This is a genomic window from Pseudomonas sp. HN11, assembly GCF_021390155.1.
In the GTDB taxonomy this organism is placed as follows: Bacteria; Pseudomonadota; Gammaproteobacteria; order Pseudomonadales; family Pseudomonadaceae; genus Aquipseudomonas.
On record NZ_CP089985.1, the window covers coordinates 721,553 to 739,750 of the forward strand.

General features: G+C 61.0%; 18 protein-coding genes. 7 read left to right on the forward strand and 11 right to left on the reverse strand.

The genetic code is table 11. The annotated features are described in order from the left end of the window. The first annotated feature begins 1 nt into the window (after position 1). Positions 2-409 carry a response regulator gene (locus LVW35_RS03155; RefSeq protein WP_233893687.1) on the forward strand — a complete coding sequence of 136 codons (408 nt, stop codon included), beginning with the start codon at positions 2-4 and terminating at the stop codon, positions 407-409. 61 nt (positions 410-470) lie between these two features. Here LVW35_RS03155 and LVW35_RS03160 read toward each other — a convergent pair whose 3' ends face one another. The 4 genes from LVW35_RS03160 to LVW35_RS03175 all read right to left on the reverse strand — a co-directional run bounded on the left by LVW35_RS03160 (position 471) and on the right by LVW35_RS03175 (position 6,457). Continuing rightward, the gene (locus LVW35_RS03160) at positions 471-2,153 is read right to left on the reverse strand and encodes a ShlB/FhaC/HecB family hemolysin secretion/activation protein (protein WP_233893688.1); all 1,683 of its coding nucleotides are present in this window, start codon (positions 2,151-2,153) and stop codon (positions 471-473) included. Positions 2,154-2,336: 183 nt separating this feature from the next. Further along, entirely contained in the window at positions 2,337-3,962 is a 1,626-nt protein-coding gene (locus LVW35_RS03165; RefSeq protein WP_233893690.1) for a collagen-like triple helix repeat-containing protein, read from the reverse strand. 300 nt (positions 3,963-4,262) lie between these two features. After that, positions 4,263-5,111 (reverse strand): MaoC family dehydratase, encoded by an 849-nt coding sequence (locus tag LVW35_RS03170; protein ID WP_233893692.1) that lies wholly within the window; start codon positions 5,109-5,111, stop codon positions 4,263-4,265. 2 nt (positions 5,112-5,113) lie between these two features. Next, positions 5,114-6,457 (reverse strand): 3-oxoacyl-ACP reductase, encoded by a 1,344-nt coding sequence (locus tag LVW35_RS03175; RefSeq protein ID WP_233893693.1) that lies wholly within the window; start codon positions 6,455-6,457, stop codon positions 5,114-5,116. Positions 6,458-6,570: 113 nt separating this feature from the next. Between LVW35_RS03175 and LVW35_RS03180 the strand changes: the two genes are divergently transcribed. After that, on the forward strand, positions 6,571-7,848 hold the full coding sequence (locus LVW35_RS03180) for an acetyl-CoA C-acetyltransferase (RefSeq protein WP_233893694.1): 1,278 nt from the start codon (positions 6,571-6,573) through the stop codon (positions 7,846-7,848). A gap of 124 nt (positions 7,849-7,972) precedes the next feature. Continuing rightward, positions 7,973-8,872 (forward strand): PA4780 family RIO1-like protein kinase, encoded by a 900-nt coding sequence (locus LVW35_RS03185; RefSeq protein WP_014716761.1) that lies wholly within the window; start codon positions 7,973-7,975, stop codon positions 8,870-8,872. Between the two features lie 79 nt (positions 8,873-8,951). On the opposite strand, the gene cueR is transcribed toward LVW35_RS03185, so the two are convergent. From cueR to LVW35_RS03200, 3 genes are all read right to left on the reverse strand, one after another. Next, complete coding sequence (cueR, locus tag LVW35_RS03190; protein WP_233893695.1) at positions 8,952-9,353, reverse strand: Cu(I)-responsive transcriptional regulator; 402 nt, start codon at positions 9,351-9,353, stop codon at positions 8,952-8,954. Next, complete coding sequence (locus tag LVW35_RS03195) at positions 9,350-11,551, reverse strand: heavy metal translocating P-type ATPase (RefSeq protein ID WP_233893696.1); 2,202 nt, start codon at positions 11,549-11,551, stop codon at positions 9,350-9,352. Before LVW35_RS03195 ends, cueR begins: the two co-directional genes overlap by 4 nt. A 67-nt stretch (positions 11,552-11,618) precedes the next feature. Further along, a complete protein-coding gene (locus tag LVW35_RS03200; protein ID WP_233893697.1) occupies positions 11,619-11,999 on the reverse strand; it encodes a hypothetical protein in 381 nt (126 codons plus the stop codon). A 147-nt stretch (positions 12,000-12,146) separates the two neighbouring features. Between LVW35_RS03200 and LVW35_RS03205 the strand changes: the two genes are divergently transcribed. Both LVW35_RS03205 and LVW35_RS03210 read left to right on the forward strand, forming a co-directional pair. Beyond that, positions 12,147-12,344: a heavy-metal-associated domain-containing protein gene (locus LVW35_RS03205; RefSeq protein ID WP_233893698.1), complete on the forward strand. Its 198-nt coding sequence runs from the start codon at positions 12,147-12,149 to the stop codon at positions 12,342-12,344. Between the two features lie 85 nt (positions 12,345-12,429). Continuing rightward, positions 12,430-13,623, forward strand: a complete 1,194-nt coding sequence (locus LVW35_RS03210) for a multidrug effflux MFS transporter (RefSeq protein WP_233893699.1) — start codon at positions 12,430-12,432, stop codon at positions 13,621-13,623. An 8-nt stretch (positions 13,624-13,631) separates the two neighbouring features. Here LVW35_RS03210 and LVW35_RS03215 read toward each other — a convergent pair whose 3' ends face one another. The 3 genes from LVW35_RS03215 to LVW35_RS03225 all read right to left on the reverse strand — a co-directional run bounded on the left by LVW35_RS03215 (position 13,632) and on the right by LVW35_RS03225 (position 15,289). Then, the gene (locus tag LVW35_RS03215) at positions 13,632-13,814 is read right to left on the reverse strand and encodes a hypothetical protein (RefSeq protein ID WP_010213424.1); all 183 of its coding nucleotides are present in this window, start codon (positions 13,812-13,814) and stop codon (positions 13,632-13,634) included. A gap of 146 nt (positions 13,815-13,960) precedes the next feature. Continuing rightward, positions 13,961-14,974 (reverse strand): zinc-binding alcohol dehydrogenase family protein, encoded by a 1,014-nt coding sequence (locus tag LVW35_RS03220; protein ID WP_233893701.1) that lies wholly within the window; start codon positions 14,972-14,974, stop codon positions 13,961-13,963. 21 nt (positions 14,975-14,995) lie between these two features. Continuing rightward, positions 14,996-15,289, reverse strand: coding sequence for a putative quinol monooxygenase (locus LVW35_RS03225; protein ID WP_010213420.1), 294 nt, complete (start codon positions 15,287-15,289; stop codon positions 14,996-14,998). A gap of 118 nt (positions 15,290-15,407) precedes the next feature. On the opposite strand from LVW35_RS03225, the gene LVW35_RS03230 reads away from it, so the two are divergent. Beyond that, positions 15,408-16,334 carry a LysR family transcriptional regulator gene (locus tag LVW35_RS03230; RefSeq protein ID WP_233893703.1) on the forward strand — a complete coding sequence of 309 codons (927 nt, stop codon included), beginning with the start codon at positions 15,408-15,410 and terminating at the stop codon, positions 16,332-16,334. 137 nt (positions 16,335-16,471) lie between these two features. Beyond that, positions 16,472-17,161: an ArsR/SmtB family transcription factor gene (locus LVW35_RS03235; RefSeq protein WP_233893704.1), complete on the forward strand. Its 690-nt coding sequence runs from the start codon at positions 16,472-16,474 to the stop codon at positions 17,159-17,161. Between the two features lie 24 nt (positions 17,162-17,185). On the opposite strand, the gene LVW35_RS03240 is transcribed toward LVW35_RS03235, so the two are convergent. Further along, on the reverse strand, positions 17,186-18,139 hold the full coding sequence (locus tag LVW35_RS03240) for an adenosine deaminase (RefSeq protein ID WP_233893705.1): 954 nt from the start codon (positions 18,137-18,139) through the stop codon (positions 17,186-17,188). Positions 18,140-18,198 lie beyond the last annotated feature (59 nt).

The following is an 18,198-nucleotide window of genomic DNA, read 5'->3' on the forward strand; positions in this document are numbered from 1 at the left end:
CATGAGCGCGTCTTCACGCCAGCAAATTTTATTGGTGGACGACGAAGAGGACGCCTTGATCGAACTCGCCGAATCCCTCGAAAATGAGGGATTTGTCTGTTTCACCGCCACTTCCGTCACCTTCGCCCTGCAAGAATTGACACTTCATCCGGATATCGCCTTGGTCATCACTGACCTGCGCATGCCCGAGGAAAGCGGCATCTCCTTGATCAAGCGCCTGCGCGAGCACACTTCGCGCTCACACCTACCGGTGATTGTGATGTCGGGTCATGCCGAAATGGATGATGTAAGCGACATGCTGCGCCTGCAGGTGCTGGACCTGTTTCGCAAGCCGATCTACCTGGTGCGGTTGATCGATACGTTAAACACCCTGTTTCCGAAGAAAGCAGCTACCAGCGTCAAGCGATAAGCGATAAGCGGCAAGCGGCAAGCTGGCGGACACGGCCTTTGCTTGTTGCTTGCCGCTCTCGTCAGAGCTGATAGCTGAAACTCAACGAATACCGCGGGCGGCGATTAAAGCTGTCCAGCGCGATATCCGACATCGGCTTGGCCGCTTCCAGGGCTATGTTGTAGTACTTGTTGTCCCCGAAGCGTAGCCCTACCGCAGCCGACGACATGTCGTTGCTCTTGACCGGTAGATCGTTGAACCAGGTCTTGGCGCGGTCGAGCACGATGTAGGGCTGCAGAATCCTCACCCAGTCGCCGGCTCGGTTGTAGCTGTAATTGACCTCATACGCCACCCCCCAGCCCTTGTCGCCGGAACCCTGATCGTCAGGGTAACCACGACCAAAGTTCTGCCCGCCGAACGTGGCGCGTTCGCTATCAGGCAGGGTGTCATTGCTCCAGTAAAAAGCCCCCGATAGGACGCCTTGCCAATTATCGAAGAACTTGTCGCTTTGTACGCCGGACAGGCGCAGGCGGAAAAAGTCCAGGTCGGGCTTGAGCCCTTCGAAATCGCTGTGAATCCTGGCGCCCATGCCATTTATGCCCTGATACAGGCCGGCGCTGAGAATACGCAGTTGGCGGGTGTCGGACTTGCGCCAGTCACCCTCGAAGGCCAGGGCGCGTAGGTCGGTTTCAATGTCGAAACGCTGGGGGTAGCCCAACAGTTTGTAGCGTGTGGTCTGGTCCACAGCGTAGAGGCGCGTGCCGAGGGTCAGCGATTCATTCGGTGAGGCAATCAGCGGGTGGCTGAGGCCGATGGAATAGCGATCAATGGATTGGTGCGGCTTGAGCTCGAAGCCGCCATCCAGTTGCAGGTGGGTCTTGGGGTCGGCGCGGTAGCGTTCGGCGGCGAGCGCCAGCTGGGTACCTTCGGCATTGATGAACTGGCTGTAGCCCACGCGGTAGTAGTGCTCTTTATCCTCACCAGGTGGGAACAGCCCGCTGATGTTGAGCTGCTCGCCCATTGATGTCTGGGAGTTGCTTGTGCCGGTGAGCAGGGCCTGCAGGCCACCGCGACTGTCGTCGGTCATGCTCATGCTGCTGGTGAAGGGCTTGCGGCTGGCGGTAATCTGCATGTGCGTGCCGCCGTCGGTGGTGCCGGGCGGCGGTACTTGCGCTTGCAGCGTGACGCCGGGGATACGGCCCATGAGTGTGGTGTAGCGTTCGAAGGTCTTGCGGGTCAGTGGGCGTTCGGCCAGGAGTTTATTGGCCAGTTTGTCGACGTAAACCGAGACCGAGCCGATATCGCCACTTTGCTGGTAGTCCCTGATATAGCCTTCCACCAGAACCACGCGCACCAGGCCATTTTCGAAGTTCTGTTGTGGCAGGAATGCGTAGGACAACAGGTACCCGTCTTGCTGGTAGCGACGTGTAATACCCCGGGTGGCTTCGATGAGTTGCGCCAGGTTGGTCTCATGGCCAATCAACGGTTCGTAGGCCTTGGCGGTCTCGGCGAGCGGGTAGATCGTGCCACCCTCGATCTGCAGCTTGCCAATCGTGACCTTGGTGTCCATCAACAGCGGCTCGCCTTGGGTGGGCGGTGCTTCGGGCACCTGGGTTTGCGGCGTGACCGGTCGATAGGCGTCGGCGGGCAGGTTGGGCACTGGCAAGGTGCGGATGGTGTCGTTGCTGTTGAGGAAGTTGGGAAGGGTCTCGGCCTGAACGTAGGCACTCAGGGTAAGCAATAACAACGGGGTCAACACGCGCATAGGACACTCCATGGTCAAACTGCAGCAGCGTTTTTCGGCCCGCCGGGTTCTTGGACGCGGTTCGGGGGAGGCCATGTCCATTCCAGCGGCGGCCATAAAAAAGACGAGAGACTTAGTGGGGTCTCTCGTCTCAACCAAGCGTAGGCGCTGTAGGTGAGGCCGTCTAATCGGCCAGGTGCATTTCTATTGGCCGGTCAGGCCTTTCAACAGACCGCCTACACCGGTGTTCGTGTTCGCACTTGCACTGCCGCTGGCAGTGGCGTCGACGTTCAAGCCGCCGAGCAGACCGCCACCGCTGCCGGTACCGCCAGTGACCAGGCCGCCGACCGAGCTGACGGTGCCACCGACTGCACTGACGGTACCGCCCAGGGCGTTGGTGATCGGGTTGGCATTGGCTCCGGTCAGCGCAGCGCCGACGTTAGCCACAGCACCTCCCACGTTAGTCACCAGACCGTTGACTGGGGCGCCGATGCCGGTGGTGGTGCCAATGTTTTGCGTCAGGCTGGCGACACCCGAAGTCACAGGGTTGAGGGCTGCGCCGACGTTGGTGGTCAGGCCTGCGACTGGCGCCGTGGCGGCCGTATTGGCGACGCCAGTGCCTCCGATGAGGGTGCCGAGGGAGGCGACGGTGCCGCCCAGTGCGCCACCGGTCACGCCTGCCGCGCTGACGGTGCCATTGGTGTTGCCGGCATTCAGCCCGCTGCCGACGTTTGCCACCAGGCCGCCCACCAGTTCAGGCAAGCCAGGTGCCGAGGCGCCACCCGTCGGAGCGACATAGCCCCCGGACTTATCGAGCACGCCACCCACCCCGCTCAGCGCACCGCCGACGATGCTGGTGACGGGGTTGCCGGTGCCGCCCGCGCTGGCTACTTGGCCACCCAGGCCGGTCACTGTCGAACCGACTTTATCCAGCAGGCCGTTGACCGGGGTGCCAAGGCTGGTGGCCTTGCCGAGGTTGCCGGTGGTGTTTTCCACCAGCGAGACTACAGGCACCAGCACTTTGCCGCCGACCGTGTTAGTGAGAGAACCCAGCGGCCCGGTGGTGCTGGCGGTGCTCAACGTATCGCCTAGCATGGTGACGGTCTGGCCCACCTTATCGACCACGCCGCCGGCGGCACCGCCGACACCGCCGGTCAAACCACCTACCACCGGAATGCCGCCCAGTGTGGTCGACAGGGATTTGCCGGTAACCGAAAGGCCGTCGCCCAAGTCGGCAACGCCGTTACCGACTCCCGCCACGGTGATGCCGAGGGAGTTGGCGTTGGTGCCCAGAGAGCCCAGGCCGCCAGTGACCCCGGTGCCAATGCTGGTAACGGCGTTGCCGGTAGCGGTGACGAGACCGCCAGCGGTAGTGCGAACGATGGGAATGTTGTTCAAGGTGTCGCCAAGGTCGCCGACCGCAGCGCCCACATTACCCACAGTACCGCCCAGAGTGCCGGCAATCTGGCCAGTCACCAGAGGAGTGGTTGTCGAACCCGTGCCGCCACCGGTGCCTCCGCCAGTGCCGCCGCCAGTGCCTCCGCCAGTACCTCCGCCAGTTCCACCATCACCGCCGCCAGTACCGCCACCGGTTCCACCATCACCGCCGCCAGTACCGCCACCGGTTCCACCATCACCGCCGCCAGTACCGCCACCGGTTCCACCATCACCACCGCCGGTGCCACCACCTGTTCCTGCACCCGCATCCGGTGAGGACGCTGCCACGCTGGATTTGTGGCCACCACCTCCGCTGCTGCAGCCGCCGAGTGCCAGTGCTACTGCCAGGGCCAGCGCGGTACTTGCTTTCCAAAACACGACTTGAGTTTTCATGATTGAGTTCCTTGCACCTGTACAACCTTGGTTGTCTTCAAACACTCACGACTTCTCGGGTAGCGATGTGTTTGTCCGTGTGGCTATCACAGCCTCGGCGGTGCTTTCTCTCAATGCTCTACTTGGTATTAACGATTTGTATACGGCAGCGGTATACCGGTTAAGCGACTAATACCAAGGGTGTATGGGTGGGATGTATCAAGATGTAAATATCCTATAAATCAATAGGTTGAATAAAAAAGCGGACGTAAAAAAGTCCGCTATTACTTAGGGTGTATATATACAATTAATCAGTTTGTTTCAGGCGATCGGCTGCCACTTCCCTATCATATGTTCAATATCACCAGCGCCTTTCAACCACAACTCACCGTTGGAGCCAGCGGCGCTGGACAATAACGTCACTTCACCGGGCAGACGCACGGGTTTCCTGAATTCGACGTCTATCTCGATATTGGCGGCGGGCAGGTGTTCGCCGAGGGCGGCGAGGGTGTGCGCCTTGTTCCACAGCCCATGGGCGATGGCCTTGGGGAAACCGAACAGTTTGGCGGTCAGGGCACTCAAGTGAATCGGGTTGTAATCGCCGGACACCCGCGCATAACGGCGGCCGATATCGGCGGGGGCTTTCCAGCCGGTCAGTTCGCTGACCTGGTTAGGGGAGGGCTGGGCGTGATCCTCAGGTTCACCTTCCAGTTTTACGCCCCGACACAACATGCGGCTTTCTGCTTCCCACAGCAGGCCGAGGGCGTCCTCAACGGTGGTGACCAAATCGAAAGTCGCGCCCTTGGGGTGGGGCTTGAGGTTCTGCGTGTGTACGGCGACGGACAGCTCGCTTACGCCACCAAGGGGGCGATGGATGCGGATGCGGTTACTCAGGTGAATCAACCCCAGCAGCGGGAAGGGAAAGCTTTTGTCCGTCAGCAACTGCATCTGCAGACCAAACGCCAGGATATGCGGATAGGTCGCCGGCAAAATCGGACTGTCGGCGAAACCACAGACTTTGCGATACGCCGCTACCTGTTTGGGATTGATGTTTACCCGGCAGCGCAACCCCTGCTCGGGCAACGTGCTGCCGGTGATCTTGCGCTTGAGCGCCGCACGCCAATACAACGGCGGCAGAAGCGGCGAAGAGCCTAATGTCTTCCATTGCATACCTACGCTCCCAAAAGACTTTGACCACACACCCGCAGTGCTTGACCACTGACTGCACCGGAACCCGGTTGACCCAGCCAGGCCACCGCTTCGGCGACGTCTTGCGGCAGGCCGCCCTGGCCCAACGAACTCATGCGCCGCCCGGCCTCACGCAAGGCAAAAGGAATGTGTGCGGTCATCTGGGTTTCGATAAAACCGGGGGCCACCGCATTGATACTGATACCACGCTCTTTGAGCAGCGGTGCCCACGCTTGTGCGAGGCCGACCAACCCCGCCTTGCTGGCGGCATAGTTGGTTTGCCCTCGGTTGCCGGCAATGCCGCTGATCGATGCCAGCAACACCACGCGGGCGTTGTCATGCAGGGTTCCGCTGTCGAGCAGCGCCTTGGTCAGCACCTGCGGCGCATTGAGGTTGACCGCCAGCACCGCGTCCCAGTAATCCGGCGTCATGTTGGCCAGGGTCTTGTCACGGGTGATCCCGGCGTTGTGTACCAGGATGTCGAGGCCATCGGGCAGGTGTTCAATCAACTGGCTGGCGGCGTCTTCAGCGCAGATATCCAGCGCGACGGTGCGAGCCCCCAAACGTGCGGCCAGGGCTTCGAGATCGGCCTTGGCCTGGGGCACGTCGAGCAGGATCACCTCGGCGCCGTCGCGGGCCAGGGTTTCGGCGATGGATGCACCGATGCCTCGGGCTGCGCCAGTGACCAGCGCTTTGCGCCCGGCCAGGGGCCGCGTCCAATCCTCGACCGGCGTGTCGCAGGCTTGCAGGCGAATGACCTGGCCAGAGATGTAGGCGCTTTTGGGTGAGAGGAAGAAACGCAATGCGCCTTCCAGTTGGTCCTCGGCTCCGTTGCCCACATAAAGCAATTGCAACACGCCGCCGTTGCGCAGTTCCTTGGCCAGCGAGCGGCTGAAACCTTCCAGGGCGTGCTGGGCACTGGCGGCGAAGGCATCACCGAGGCTTTCCGGAGCGCGCCCGAGGATTACCAGGTGTGCGCTGTTATCCAGGTTTTTCAGCAGCGGCTGGAAGAATTCGCGCAGTTGCTTGAGTTGGTCGGTGTGCTGCAATTCGCTGGCGTCGAACACCACGGCCTTGAGCTTGGGGCCGTGGCCGGGGATCCACGTCGATGTCTGGGCGCCGTAGGTATAAGTCGCATCGGTGAGCTTGTGGGCAAACGCCTGGACCTTGCCCGCCAGCGCGCCGCCGCCTAGCAACAACGCACCTTCCACTGGGCGCAGACGCCCGGCTTGCCAGCGTTCCAGGCGTACCGGTGACGGCAGGCCAATGGCGGCGACCAGGCGATGGCCGAGGCTTGAGTTGGCGAAGTCGATATAACGGTCAGACATGGAACGCTCTCCGAAGGCTGGGGTTCAAAGGGTTGACCACCCCGGGGTGGCAGTCGTTCGATCAGCCTAGGCTAGGCTGGGTGATTCCACCCACAACCATCAGGGAGCTTTCCATGACTCAATTGCGCCGTGTGGCGATCATTGGCGGTAATCGCATTCCTTTCGCCCGTTCCAACGGCCCCTATGCCACGGCGAGTAACCAGGCGATGCTGACCGCCGCCTTGGAAGGCCTGATCGAACGCTACAACCTGCACGGTCTGCGCATCGGCGAAGTGGCTGCCGGGGCGGTGCTCAAGCATTCGCGGGACTTCAACCTCACCCGTGAATGTGTGCTGGGCTCTCGGCTGTCGCCGCAAACGCCGGCCTATGACATTCAGCAGGCGTGCGGCACGGGCCTGGAAGCGGCACTGCTGGTGGCCAACAAGATCGCCCTGGGCCAGATTGAGTGCGGGATTGCTGGCGGAGTGGACACTACGTCTGACGCGCCCATTGGAGTGAATGAAGACCTGCGCAAGATCTTGCTGCAAGCCAATCGCAGCAAATCCGTGGCGGATAAATTAAAAGTCCTGTTACAACTTCGTCCTCACCACCTCAAACCGGAACTGCCGCGCAACGGCGAACCCCGCACCGGCCTGTCAATGGGCCAACATTGCGAATTGATGGCACAGACTTGGCAGATCCCCCGCGCCGAGCAGGACCAACTCGCCCTGGAAAGCCACCAGAAAATGGCCGCCGCCTACGCCGAAGGTTGGCACAACGATTTGCTGACACCTTTTCTCGGCCTGACCCGCGACAACAACCTGCGCCCCGACCTGACCCTGGAAAAACTCGCCGCCCTCAAGCCGGCCTTCGAACGCAGCGAAAAAGGCACACTCACCGCCGGCAACTCCACGCCGCTCACCGATGGTGCGTCGTTGGTGTTGTTGGGCAGTGAGGCCTGGGCCCAGGAGCGGGGTTTGCCGATCCTCGCGTATCTGCGCGATGGCGAAGCGGCGGCAGTGGATTTCGTCAACGGCGCCGAAGGCCTGCTGATGGCGCCGGTGTATGCGGTGCCGCGCTTGCTGGCAAGGAACGGTCTGACGCTGCAGGACTTCGATTACTACGAGATCCACGAAGCTTTTGCCGCCCAAGTGTTGTGCACGCTCAAAGCCTGGGAAGACGCGGACTACTGCAAAACGCGCCTGGGCCTTGACGCCCCCCTGGGCGCCATCGACCGCAGTCGACTCAATGTGAAGGGCAGTTCCCTGGCCGCCGGGCACCCATTTGCCGCCACGGGTGGACGCATCGTTGCCAATCTGGCCAAGTTGCTGGATGCGGCGGGCAAGGGGCGAGGGCTGATTTCCATCTGTGCGGCGGGTGGGCAGGGTGTTACAGCGATCATTGAGCGCTGAAACTGGCATGTAGGATGCATTCTTAAGTGATCAATGGTCGGTAGCCTCTCCCACCGGCGAGCTGATTGCCGTATAACGAGTGCCATACGCGTATTTGGTAATAAAGGACCCACAATAAAAGCTGATGAAGACTCCTAAACGCATTGAACCCCTGATCGAAGACGGTCTGGTCGACGAAGTGCTGCGCCCACTCATGAGTGGTAAAGAAGCAGCTGTTTATGTGGTGCGCTGCGGCAACGAATTGCGTTGCGCCAAGGTTTACAAGGAGGCGAATAAACGAAGTTTTCGTCAAGCGTCCGAATACCAGGAAGGCCGTAAGGTCCGTAACAGCCGGCAGGCCCGGGCCATGGCCAAGGGGTCAAAGTTCGGTAAGAAAGAAACCGAAGATGCCTGGCAGAACGCTGAAGTGGCGGCGTTGTTCCGCCTGGCCGGTGCGGGCGTTCGCGTGCCTCAACCGTTCGACTTCCTCGAAGGCGTGCTGCTGATGGAGTTGGTGGCCGACGAATACGGTGATGCGGCCCCACGTCTGAACGACGTGGTACTGGAACCGGACCAAGCGCGCGAATACCACGCCTTCCTGATTTCCCAGATCGTACTGATGCTGTGTACCGGCCTGGTGCACGGCGACCTGTCCGAATTCAACGTGCTGCTCACCCCAACCGGTCCGGTGATCATCGACTTGCCCCAGGCGGTGGATGCAGCGGGCAACAACCACGCATTCAGTATGCTGGAACGGGATGTGGGCAACATGGCTTCGTACTTCGGGCGCTTTGCCCCGGAGTTGAAGAAGACCAAGTATGCCAAGGAAATGTGGGCGCTATACGAAGCCGGTACCTTGCACCCGGCCAGCGTGTTGACCGGCGAGTTCGACGAGCCGGAAGAACTGGCGGATGTGGGCGGCGTGATCCGGGAGATCGAAGCGGCTCGGCTGGATGAAGAACGTCGCCAGGCGATCCGCGCGGCGGATGATGCGCCACCGAGCAAGGTGCCGGACGAGCCACCGCCACCGCCGTGGATGCAGTGATTTTTGGGTAGATGAAGATCAAAAATGTGGGAGCGGGCCTGCTCCCACATTTGGTTTGCATGTATTCAGATAGACTCCCTCAGGCGCAACAATTCCCCGAAGCCAACTCTTTGAGAATCGGACAATCCGGTCGATGATCGCCCTGGCAGTGCTCCACCAGGTCCTGCAAGGTATCGCGCAGTTGCCCCAGTTCCAGAATCTTCTGGTTCAGCGCATCGATATGCTGGCGCGCCAACGCCTTCACATCAGCGCTGGCCCGTTGCCGGTCCTGCCACAGGGTCAGCAGCTTGCCGACCTCTTCCAATGAAAACCCCAGATCCCGCGAGCGCTTGATAAACGCCAGCGTGTGCAAATCATCCTGGCCGTACACGCGATAGCCACTGTCGGTGCGGTGGGCGGCTTTGAGCAGGCCGATGGATTCGTAGTAGCGAATCATTTTGGCGCTGAGCCCGCTCTGGCGTGCGGCTTGGCCGATGTTCATGGGCGTTGATCCTCCAAGTCCTTGGGTTTCCAAGTCTTCAACAGTAATGCATTGCTCACCACGCTGACGCTCGACAGCGCCATTGCCGCGCCCGCCAATACCGGGTTGAGCAAGCCGAACGCCGCCAGGGGAATGCCGATAAGGTTATACACAAATGCCCAGAACAGGTTCTGACGGATTTTTGCGTAGGTCTTGCGGCTGATCTCAAGGGCGGCGGGAACCAGGCGCGGATCGCCGCGCATCAGAGTGATACCGGCGGCGTGCATGGCCACGTCGGTGCCCCCCCCCATGGCGATGCCGATATCGGCGGCGGCCAGGGCGGGAGCGTCGTTGATGCCGTCGCCGACCATGGCCACCACGCCGGTTTTTTTCAACTGGGCGACGGTGGCGGCTTTTTCGGCGGGCAGCACTTCGGCGTGCACATTGTCGATGCCCAACGCCTCGGCGACGACACGGGCGCTGCCGCGATTATCGCCGGTGAGTAAATGGCTGCTGATGTGCTGGGCCTTGAGTTGTTGCACGGCTTCCAGCGCACCGGGTTTGAGGGTGTCACCGAACGCGAATAAACCCAGCACACGCGGTTGAGCACCTTGTTCAATCAACCAGGACAGCGTGCGGCCCTCGGCTTCCCAGGCGTTGGCGGAGTCGGCGAGGTCACCCGTGCTCAAGCCGCTTTCTTCCAGTAGGCGCCGATTGCCCAGGGCCAGTTGCCGGCCGTCCAGCGTGCCAGCGATGCCACGCCCGGTCAGGGATTGGCTGGCTGTCACATCCGCCACTGCCAGGCCTTGCTCCTTGCACGCTTCCTGCACCGCCTTGGCCAACGGGTGCTCACTGCCGCGTTGCAGCGCGCCAGCTTGTTGCAGCAGTAAAGCCTTGTTGGCATCCAGCGCCGCCAGGTGGGCGATTTTCGGCGTGCCGGAGGTGAGGGTGCCGGTTTTGTCGAAGACCACGGCGCTCACCTCATGGGCGCGTTCCAGGGCTTCGGCGTCCTTGATCAGGATGCCGTGGCGCGCGGCGACACCCGTGCCGGCCATGATCGCAGTCGGCGTGGCCAGGCCCAGGGCGCACGGGCAGGCGATTACCAGCACGGCCACGGCGTTGATGATCGCGGTTTCCAGCGGCGCGCCGTACAGCCACCAACCCACCAGGGTGGCCAATGCCAGCACCAGCACGGCCGGGACGAAGACCTGGCTGACTTTATCCACCAGCTTCTGGATCGGTGCCTTGGCGGCCTGGGCGTCTTCGACCAAACGGATGATCCGCGCCAGTACGCTTTCGGCGCCGAGGGCCAGGGTACGCACCAGCAGGCGGCCTTCGCCGTTGATAGCACCACCGGTGACTGTATCGCCAGGCTGTTTCGGTACGGGCAGGCTTTCGCCGCTGATCAAGGATTCGTCGGCATGGCTTTGGCCTTCGACCACTTCACCGTCCACCGGGAAGCGTTCGCCAGGCTTGATCATGACCAGGTCGCCCAGCTTCAACGCATTGATGGCGACATTTTCTTCACGGCCTTCAATGATCCGAATCGCGTGTTCAGGACGCAGGGCTTCCAGGGCGCGAATAGCGCTGGCAGTCTGGCGCTTGGCGCGGCTTTCCAGGTATTTGCCCAGTAGCACCAGGGCGATCACCACCGCCGAGGCTTCGAAGTATAGGTGTGGCGCCATGCCGGGCTGGGCGGTGAGCCATTCATACATACTCAGGCCGTAACCGGCGCTGGTGCCGATGGCCACCAGCAGGTCCATGTTACCGGCACCGGCACGCACGGCTTTCCAGGCGGCGATATAAAAGCGTGCGCCGAAGATGAATTGCACGGGCGTAGCCAAGGCGAACTGTGCCCAAGCCGGCAGCATCCAGTGCAGGCCAAACGGTTCCACCAGCATCGGCAGCACCAGTGGCAATGCCAGCAGGATCGCCAGCAGCAGCGACCAACGCTCGCGCTGCAGGTGTTGGGCTTGATGGGCCTCGGTGATCGTTTCACTTTGGGACAGGGTGGCGGTGTAGCCCGCTTTGTCGACAGCGGCGATCAACACACCGGGGTCCATCTGGCCCAGCACTTCAACGTGGGCGCGTTCATTGGCCAGGTTGACGCTGACGCTTTGCACCCCCGGTACCTTGCCCAACGCGCGCTCGACCCGGCCGGCACAGCTGGCGCAGGTCATGCCGCTGATGGGCAGATCAAAGGTGGTGGATCCATTCATGGGGCAGTCCTCCAAGAGAAGTTGCGCCTAGGATCAACCTTGACCTGTGGGGAAGGTCAAGCGCCCTTTAATATTCCAAACTGGCGGCTTTGAGGTACATCCCATCCGGACCCTGGGCGATACGCAATTTGCGCACGTCACCGGCCTTGAGCGTGATGTTCTGCGCCGGCGGCGCCAACATGCCCGGCAGGCAGCCAGGGGATTGGCCTGGCAGCAGCTTCAGGCGCAAGGACAGATTGCCTGCCGGCAGATTGAACGATGTGGCTTGCTCCTGGAACAGCCGGCCCGCCAGCTGGTCATTCAGGTACAGGCCGATTTCGCAGTTGGTCGGCACTTCCAGGCGTTCCCGGGAAATGATCAACACCGCATAGTCTTCTGCGGCGAAGGCTTGGGGCGCAGCGGCCGACAAACTCATCAGGCCCGCAAGGGCAAAAAACGACCAGCGCATGGCGAATGCTCCGTGGTGTGAATCAAAGATGGGTGAAGCTTGGCCTTTGAAGCGGCCAAATACCAGCCCGGCAGAAGTTTGCGGAACTTGACCTTGCCATCGTGGCAAGGTCGAGACTGGGTCCTACCTCATCAAAGGAGTCATGTCATGCAAGTATTCAGCGTTGAAGGAATGACCTGCGGCCATTGCGTTCGAGCGGTGACCCAGGCAGTGCAGAGCCAGGATCCGGCGGCCAGCGTGAAAGTCGACCTGGCGACCAAGGAAGTGGGCGTCGAAAGCCGCTTGTCTGCCGAGCAAGTGATCGCGACAATCACCGAAGAGGGCTATAGCGCCAGGCTCGCCTGACGCGAACAAATAGTTAGCGAGCTATCGTGTTCAATGCACCCAAGCGCGGCTAGACTATCGGGCTGCCGTCTCACTTGGGTGCCCGATGAACCTACGCATAATCCTGATTTTGGGTGCCTTGAGCGCCTTCGCGCCATTAGCGATCGATTTTTACCTGCCCGGTTTTCCGGCCATGGCCAAGGCCTTCGCGACCGATGAAAAACACATCCAACTGACCCTGGCGGTGTATTTCGGTGGCCTGGCCATCGGCCAATTGATCTATGGCCCGCTGGCGGACCGCTTTGGTCGACGCGGTCCGCTGCTCAGTGGTGTCACGCTGTTTACCCTGGCTTCGTTTGCCTGCGCCTTTGCGCCATCCCTGGAATGGCTGATCGGCGCGCGTTTCGTGCAGGCCCTCGGTGGCTGCGCCGGCATGGTGATTTCCCGCGCGGTGGTCAGTGACAAATGCGACGCGGTCGGCTCGGCCAAAGTGTTTTCCCAACTAATGCTGGTCACCGGGCTGGCGCCGATCCTTGCACCGCTGGCGGGCGGGCTGATGGTGGGAATATGGGGCTGGCAGTCGATTTTTCTCGCTCTGTCGATCTTCAGCGTGATGGCGGCCATCGCCGTGGCCGTCGGGCTGCCGGAAACATTCCCGGCCCATCAACCGCGTCAGCCGTTGTCCGGGTCGTTGCGTCGCTATGCCGCGCTGTTGTCGGACCGGGTTTATCTGGGGTATGCCCTCACCGGTGGTATTTCGATTGCCGGGATGTTTGCCTACATCGCCGGTTCACCTTTCGTCTTCATCCAGCTCTACGGCGTGCCTGCTGAGCATTATGGTTGGCTGTTTGGTTCCAACGCTGCGGGCTTTATCCTGGTGGCGCAAGTCAACGCGCGATTGCTGTCCAAGCGTGGCCCGGCGTTTCTGTTGTCGCGCAGTGTGTGGGTCTATCTGCTGGCAGCGTTGACTTTGCTGGGTATCGCGGCGTTGCGCACCGATGCGCTGTGGCCATTGCTGGTGCCCTTGTTTATCTGCATCGCCAGTCTGGGCTGCATTCTGCCCAATACCTCGGCCTGTGCCATGAGCGGGCAGGGTGCACGGGCCGGCAGCGCTTCGGCGTTGCTCGGCTGCATCCAGTTCGGCGTGGCGGCGGGAGCGGCGTCGTTGGTCGGGGTTCTGCACGACGGCACGGCGATGCCGATGGCCATGGTCATCAGCTTGTGCGGTGTGTTGGCGGTGACGATTGCGATGTCGACCCAACGCCTGCAACGCAAACGGGCTTTGCAGGCGCAGGTCTGAACAGTGGATCAGCCAGCGGCGGAGCGCTGCTGGCTGTTTGGAAAACGGTGAGGGGCCTGGATACGCGCTTGCAGGGTGTCGGCAAAGGCACGGGCCTCGGCCTCGGTGCGGAAGGTGAAGGCGTCCTGGTCGAGACGGACCTGCCATTTATTGCCTGCGGATTTTGCTAACGCTTTTATCAGGATTTTCATTGCTGACTTCCTCACGTAAAAGAATCGTGGCAAAGGCGGCCAATATAAACCCGAATACGCTCACAAAGATGACAAAGGTCAACTCTCTGACTAGCGGTGTCGTCCATTACTCACATGAATAATGGACGACCCTGACAGCTATTATTTCAGAAACCTTCCAGCACGATCTTGCCCTTGGCCTTGCCGCTTTCCAGCAATGCATGGGCGCGCCGCAGGTTCGCCGCATTGATCACACCGAAGTGCTCGCCCATCGTGGTTTTCAGGGTGCCGGCGTCGATCAGTTCGGCCACGCGGTTGAGCAGGTTGTGCTGTTCGATCATGTCCGGGGTCTCGAACATCGAACGCGTGTACATGAACTCCCAGTGCAACGACAGACTCTTGCGCTTGAGCTTGCTGACGTCCAGCGCCTTGGGATCGTCGATCAGCGCCAGCTTGCCCTGGGGTTGCAGAGCTTCGACCAACTGGTCCAGGTGATGATCGGTCTGGGTCAGGCTGGCGACGTGGGTCACCTGCGGGTGGCCGGCGGCTTTCAACGCTTCGCTCAGCGGTTGGCTGTGGTCGATCACCAGGTCGGCGCCGAGGGCCTTGGCCCACTCTTGGGTTTCCGGGCGAGAAGCGGTGCCGATCACTTTCAACGCGGTGAGCTGGCTGGCGAGTTGGGTCAGGATCGATCCCACGCCACCGGCAGCGCCAACGATCAGCAGGCTCTGGCCTTCATTCTGTTGACCTTCCTGGACTTGCAGGCGTTCGAACAGCAACTCCCAGGCGGTGATGGCGGTCAGCGGCAGCGCGGCGGCTTCGGCAAAGCCCAGGCTTTTCGGCATATGGCCGACGATGCGTTCATCCACGGTGTGCAGTTCGCTGTTGCCGCCCGGACGCACCAGTGAACCCGCGTAAAACACCTTGTCACCGGCCTTGAACAGCGTCACGTCGCTGCCGACGGCCTTGACCACACCGGCCACGTCCCAGCCCAGCACCTTGGCGGCGCCATTTTCCGGGGCGACGTTCTGGCGCACCTTGGTGTCCACCGGGTTGACCGAGATGGCTCTGACTTCCACCAACAGGTCACGCGGGCCAGCGACGGGCGCTGGCAGTTCGATGTCTTGCAGGGCGTTGGGATCGTTGATCGGCAGTGAGGCGTAGTAGGCAATGGCTTTCATGATGGCTCCAGAAAAGGGGGATCAGGCGAGAAACTTCAGGCGCTTGAGTTCGAAGTGTTCGATCACATCAGCGGCCTTGGCGCGAAAGCTCTGGATATGCGCGCTCTGGTCGTGGTCGGCCAGCGCCGCGTCGTCACTCCAGCGTTCGAGCATGTAGAAGGTTTCGGGGTGTTGCAGATCCTGGTGCAAGTCGTATTGCTCGCAACCGGCTTCCAGGCGAGTGGGTTCCAGCAGGCCGCGCAGCAAAGTTTCCAGGGTGGCCTGTTGGCCAGGTTTGGCGATCAGCGTGGCGATGACGTTAAAGGCGGTGGGCATCTTCAGCTCCAGACAGGTGATGAACGGGATGCAGAGATGATTGGCTATTTCCCGTACAGATAAAAGCGGCTAAAACAGCAGTCTGTTTCAACAAAATATTGAAAATTGGCGGGGATGCATGCTGCGTTTTGATGATTTGCAATTGTTTGTGCGTGCAGCTGACTTGGGCAGCCTGTCGGCTGCGGCACGGGTGATGGACTTGTCGCCTGCCGTGGCGAGTGCGGCACTCAAGCGTATCGAACAGCAACTGGGTACGCGTTTGCTCGCACGCTCCACCCGAAGCCTGCGCCTGACCGCCGAAGGTGAAGGCTTTCTGGAATATGCCCGCGCTGCGCTGAGCTCGCTGGACGAGGGGCGGCGCTTATTGGCCAGCGGCCAGGACCATGTCAGCGGGGTGCTGCAACTGTCGGCCCCTTCGGATTTTGGGCGCAACCAATTGCTGCCATGGCTGGATGAATTCCAGCGGGAGTACCCACAACTTACCGTGCGCCTGTTATTGGGTGATCGGATTGCCGATCTGTTCCGCCAGCCGGTGGACATCGCCTTGCGTTACGGTGAGCCAGAAGACTCCAGCCTAATTGCACTGCCCGTCGCGCCGAACAACGTCCGTGTGCTGTGCGCGTCGCCCGGCTACCTTGCGCGCTACGGCGAGCCCCGGCACCTGGAGCAACTGGCCCAGCACAATTGCCTGTTGTATATGCTCGGTAGCCGGGTCCACGACCACTGGACCTTTCACGACGGTAAACGCGAAGTCAGTCTGACCGTCACCGGCGACCGGTTCAGTGATGATGCGGATGTGGTCCGCCGCTGGGCGGTGGCGGGCGTGGGCATTGCCTACAAATCCTGGCTGGATGTGTGTACCGACGTGTTGGCCGGGCGTTTGCGCCTGATCCTGCCGGAGCTGCGTGGCGAGCGTACCCCGCTCAATCTGTTGTGTGCTCATCGCGCACAACTGAGCAAGCCCATCAACCTGTTGCGGGAAATGCTTGTCTCCCGTTGTGCGACGTTGACCGCTCAATTACCGGAACGATTGAGCTCTACGTAACGCCCTCCACCACAGCAGGAAATTTCACTCAGATCCCGTCCCTATCCAGGCTGTCAGACGCCGTGGAACCGGCGATTTGCGGTCCTATACTTTGGCGTCAACCTCATTAGAAAAATAAGCCAATAGGGAGTGAAACGATGGAAGAAGCACCTTGCATCAGTCGCATCGCCAGCTTGCTCGCCGAACCCAAGCGCACCGCCATGATATGGGCGTTGATGGATGGCTCGGCCAGGTCGCCGGTAGAGCTGGCGATGCTCGCCGGGTTGTCACCGACATCCGCCAATGCGCACCTGGCGCGACTGACTGCCGGTGGTTTGCTGCGGGTAGAGGCCAGGCGTGGCAAGCGCCTGTTTCGCGTAGCGGCACCTGATGTCAGCGCTGCCATTGATGCCTTGGCCAGGACCACCATGGCTTGCGCCGCACGCAATGCACCGGATGCCTTACCGCCGGCCCTGATTGCTCCGGCGCTGTTACGTCATGCCCGGTTGTGCCATGGACACCTCGGCGGGGAATTGGGCGCGCAGTTGTATCAACATCTGCTGGACGCCGGCTGGATCGAGCACCATGAGCAGCGTGCCGATATCACGGTCAAAGGCGCGCAGCGCCTGGCAAACCTGGGGATTTTTACCCAAGGCCTGGCGTCGCCGCTGGTATGTAATTGTTACGACTGGAGTCAGCACCAACCTCATCTGGGTGGTGCGTTGGGGGTGGGGTTGTTGCAATTATTTCTGCAGTCGAACTGGATCAGTGTGATCAACGAGTCCCAGGCTTTACGGGTCAACGCCGTAGGACATCGGGAAATTACGCGATTGGCCATGCCTGCGTGACATGGCCAATCCTTTTCTACCTGGTTACGGCTTTACGAGGCGTGCATCCAGGCTGTTCTGCGCCAGGCGTTTGGCTTGGTCCTGGGTCATGCCCAACGAGGTGTGCAGGGCGTGGAAGTTCTCGGTGACATAACCGCCGAAGTACGCCGGGTCATCCGAGTTCACCGTCACCTTCACGCCACGCTCAAGCATGTCGAGGATGTTGTGCTGGGCCATGTCGTCAAACACGCACAGCTTGGTGTTGGACAGTGGGCACACGGTCAGCGGGATCTGTTCGTCGATGATGCGCTGCATCAGGCGCTCGTCTTCGATGGCGCGCACGCCGTGGTCGATACGCTGGATTTTCAGCAGGTCGATGGCTTCCCAGATGTACTCCGGCGGACCTTCTTCGCCAGCGTGGGCCACGGTGAGGAAGCCTTCATGGCGAGCACGGTCGAATACGCGCTGAAACTTGCTCGGCGGGTGACCCATTTCCGAGCTGTCCAGGCCCACGGCCACGAATGCGTCACGGAACGGCAAGGCCTGGTCCAGTGTTTTCTCGGCCTCGGCTTCGCTCAGGTGGCGCAGGAAGCTGAGGATCAGGCCACTGGTGATGCCCAGTTGCTGCTCGCCATCTTTGAGTGCTGCGGCGATGCCGTTGAGCACCACTTCGAACGGGATGCCACGGTCGGTGTGGGTCTGCGGATCGAAGAAGGGTTCGGTGTGGATCACGTTCTGCTCTTTGCAGCGCAGCAGATAGGCCCAGGTCAGGTCGTAAAAATCCTGTGAGGTGCGCAACACATCGGCGCCCTTGTAATACAGGTCGAGAAACTCTTGCAGGTTGTTGAAGGCGTAGGCCTTGCGCAGGGTTTCGACATCGTTCCACGGCAGCGCAATCTTGTTGCGCTCGGCCAGGGCGAACAGCAGCTCAGGCTCCAGGGAGCCTTCCAGGTGCAGGTGCAGTTCAGCCTTGGGCAGGGCGTTGAGCCAATCGTACATTTTCTTAATTCTCATCAGGTGCAATGGCGGCATTCTACAGGCCATGGCCGAAATAATCG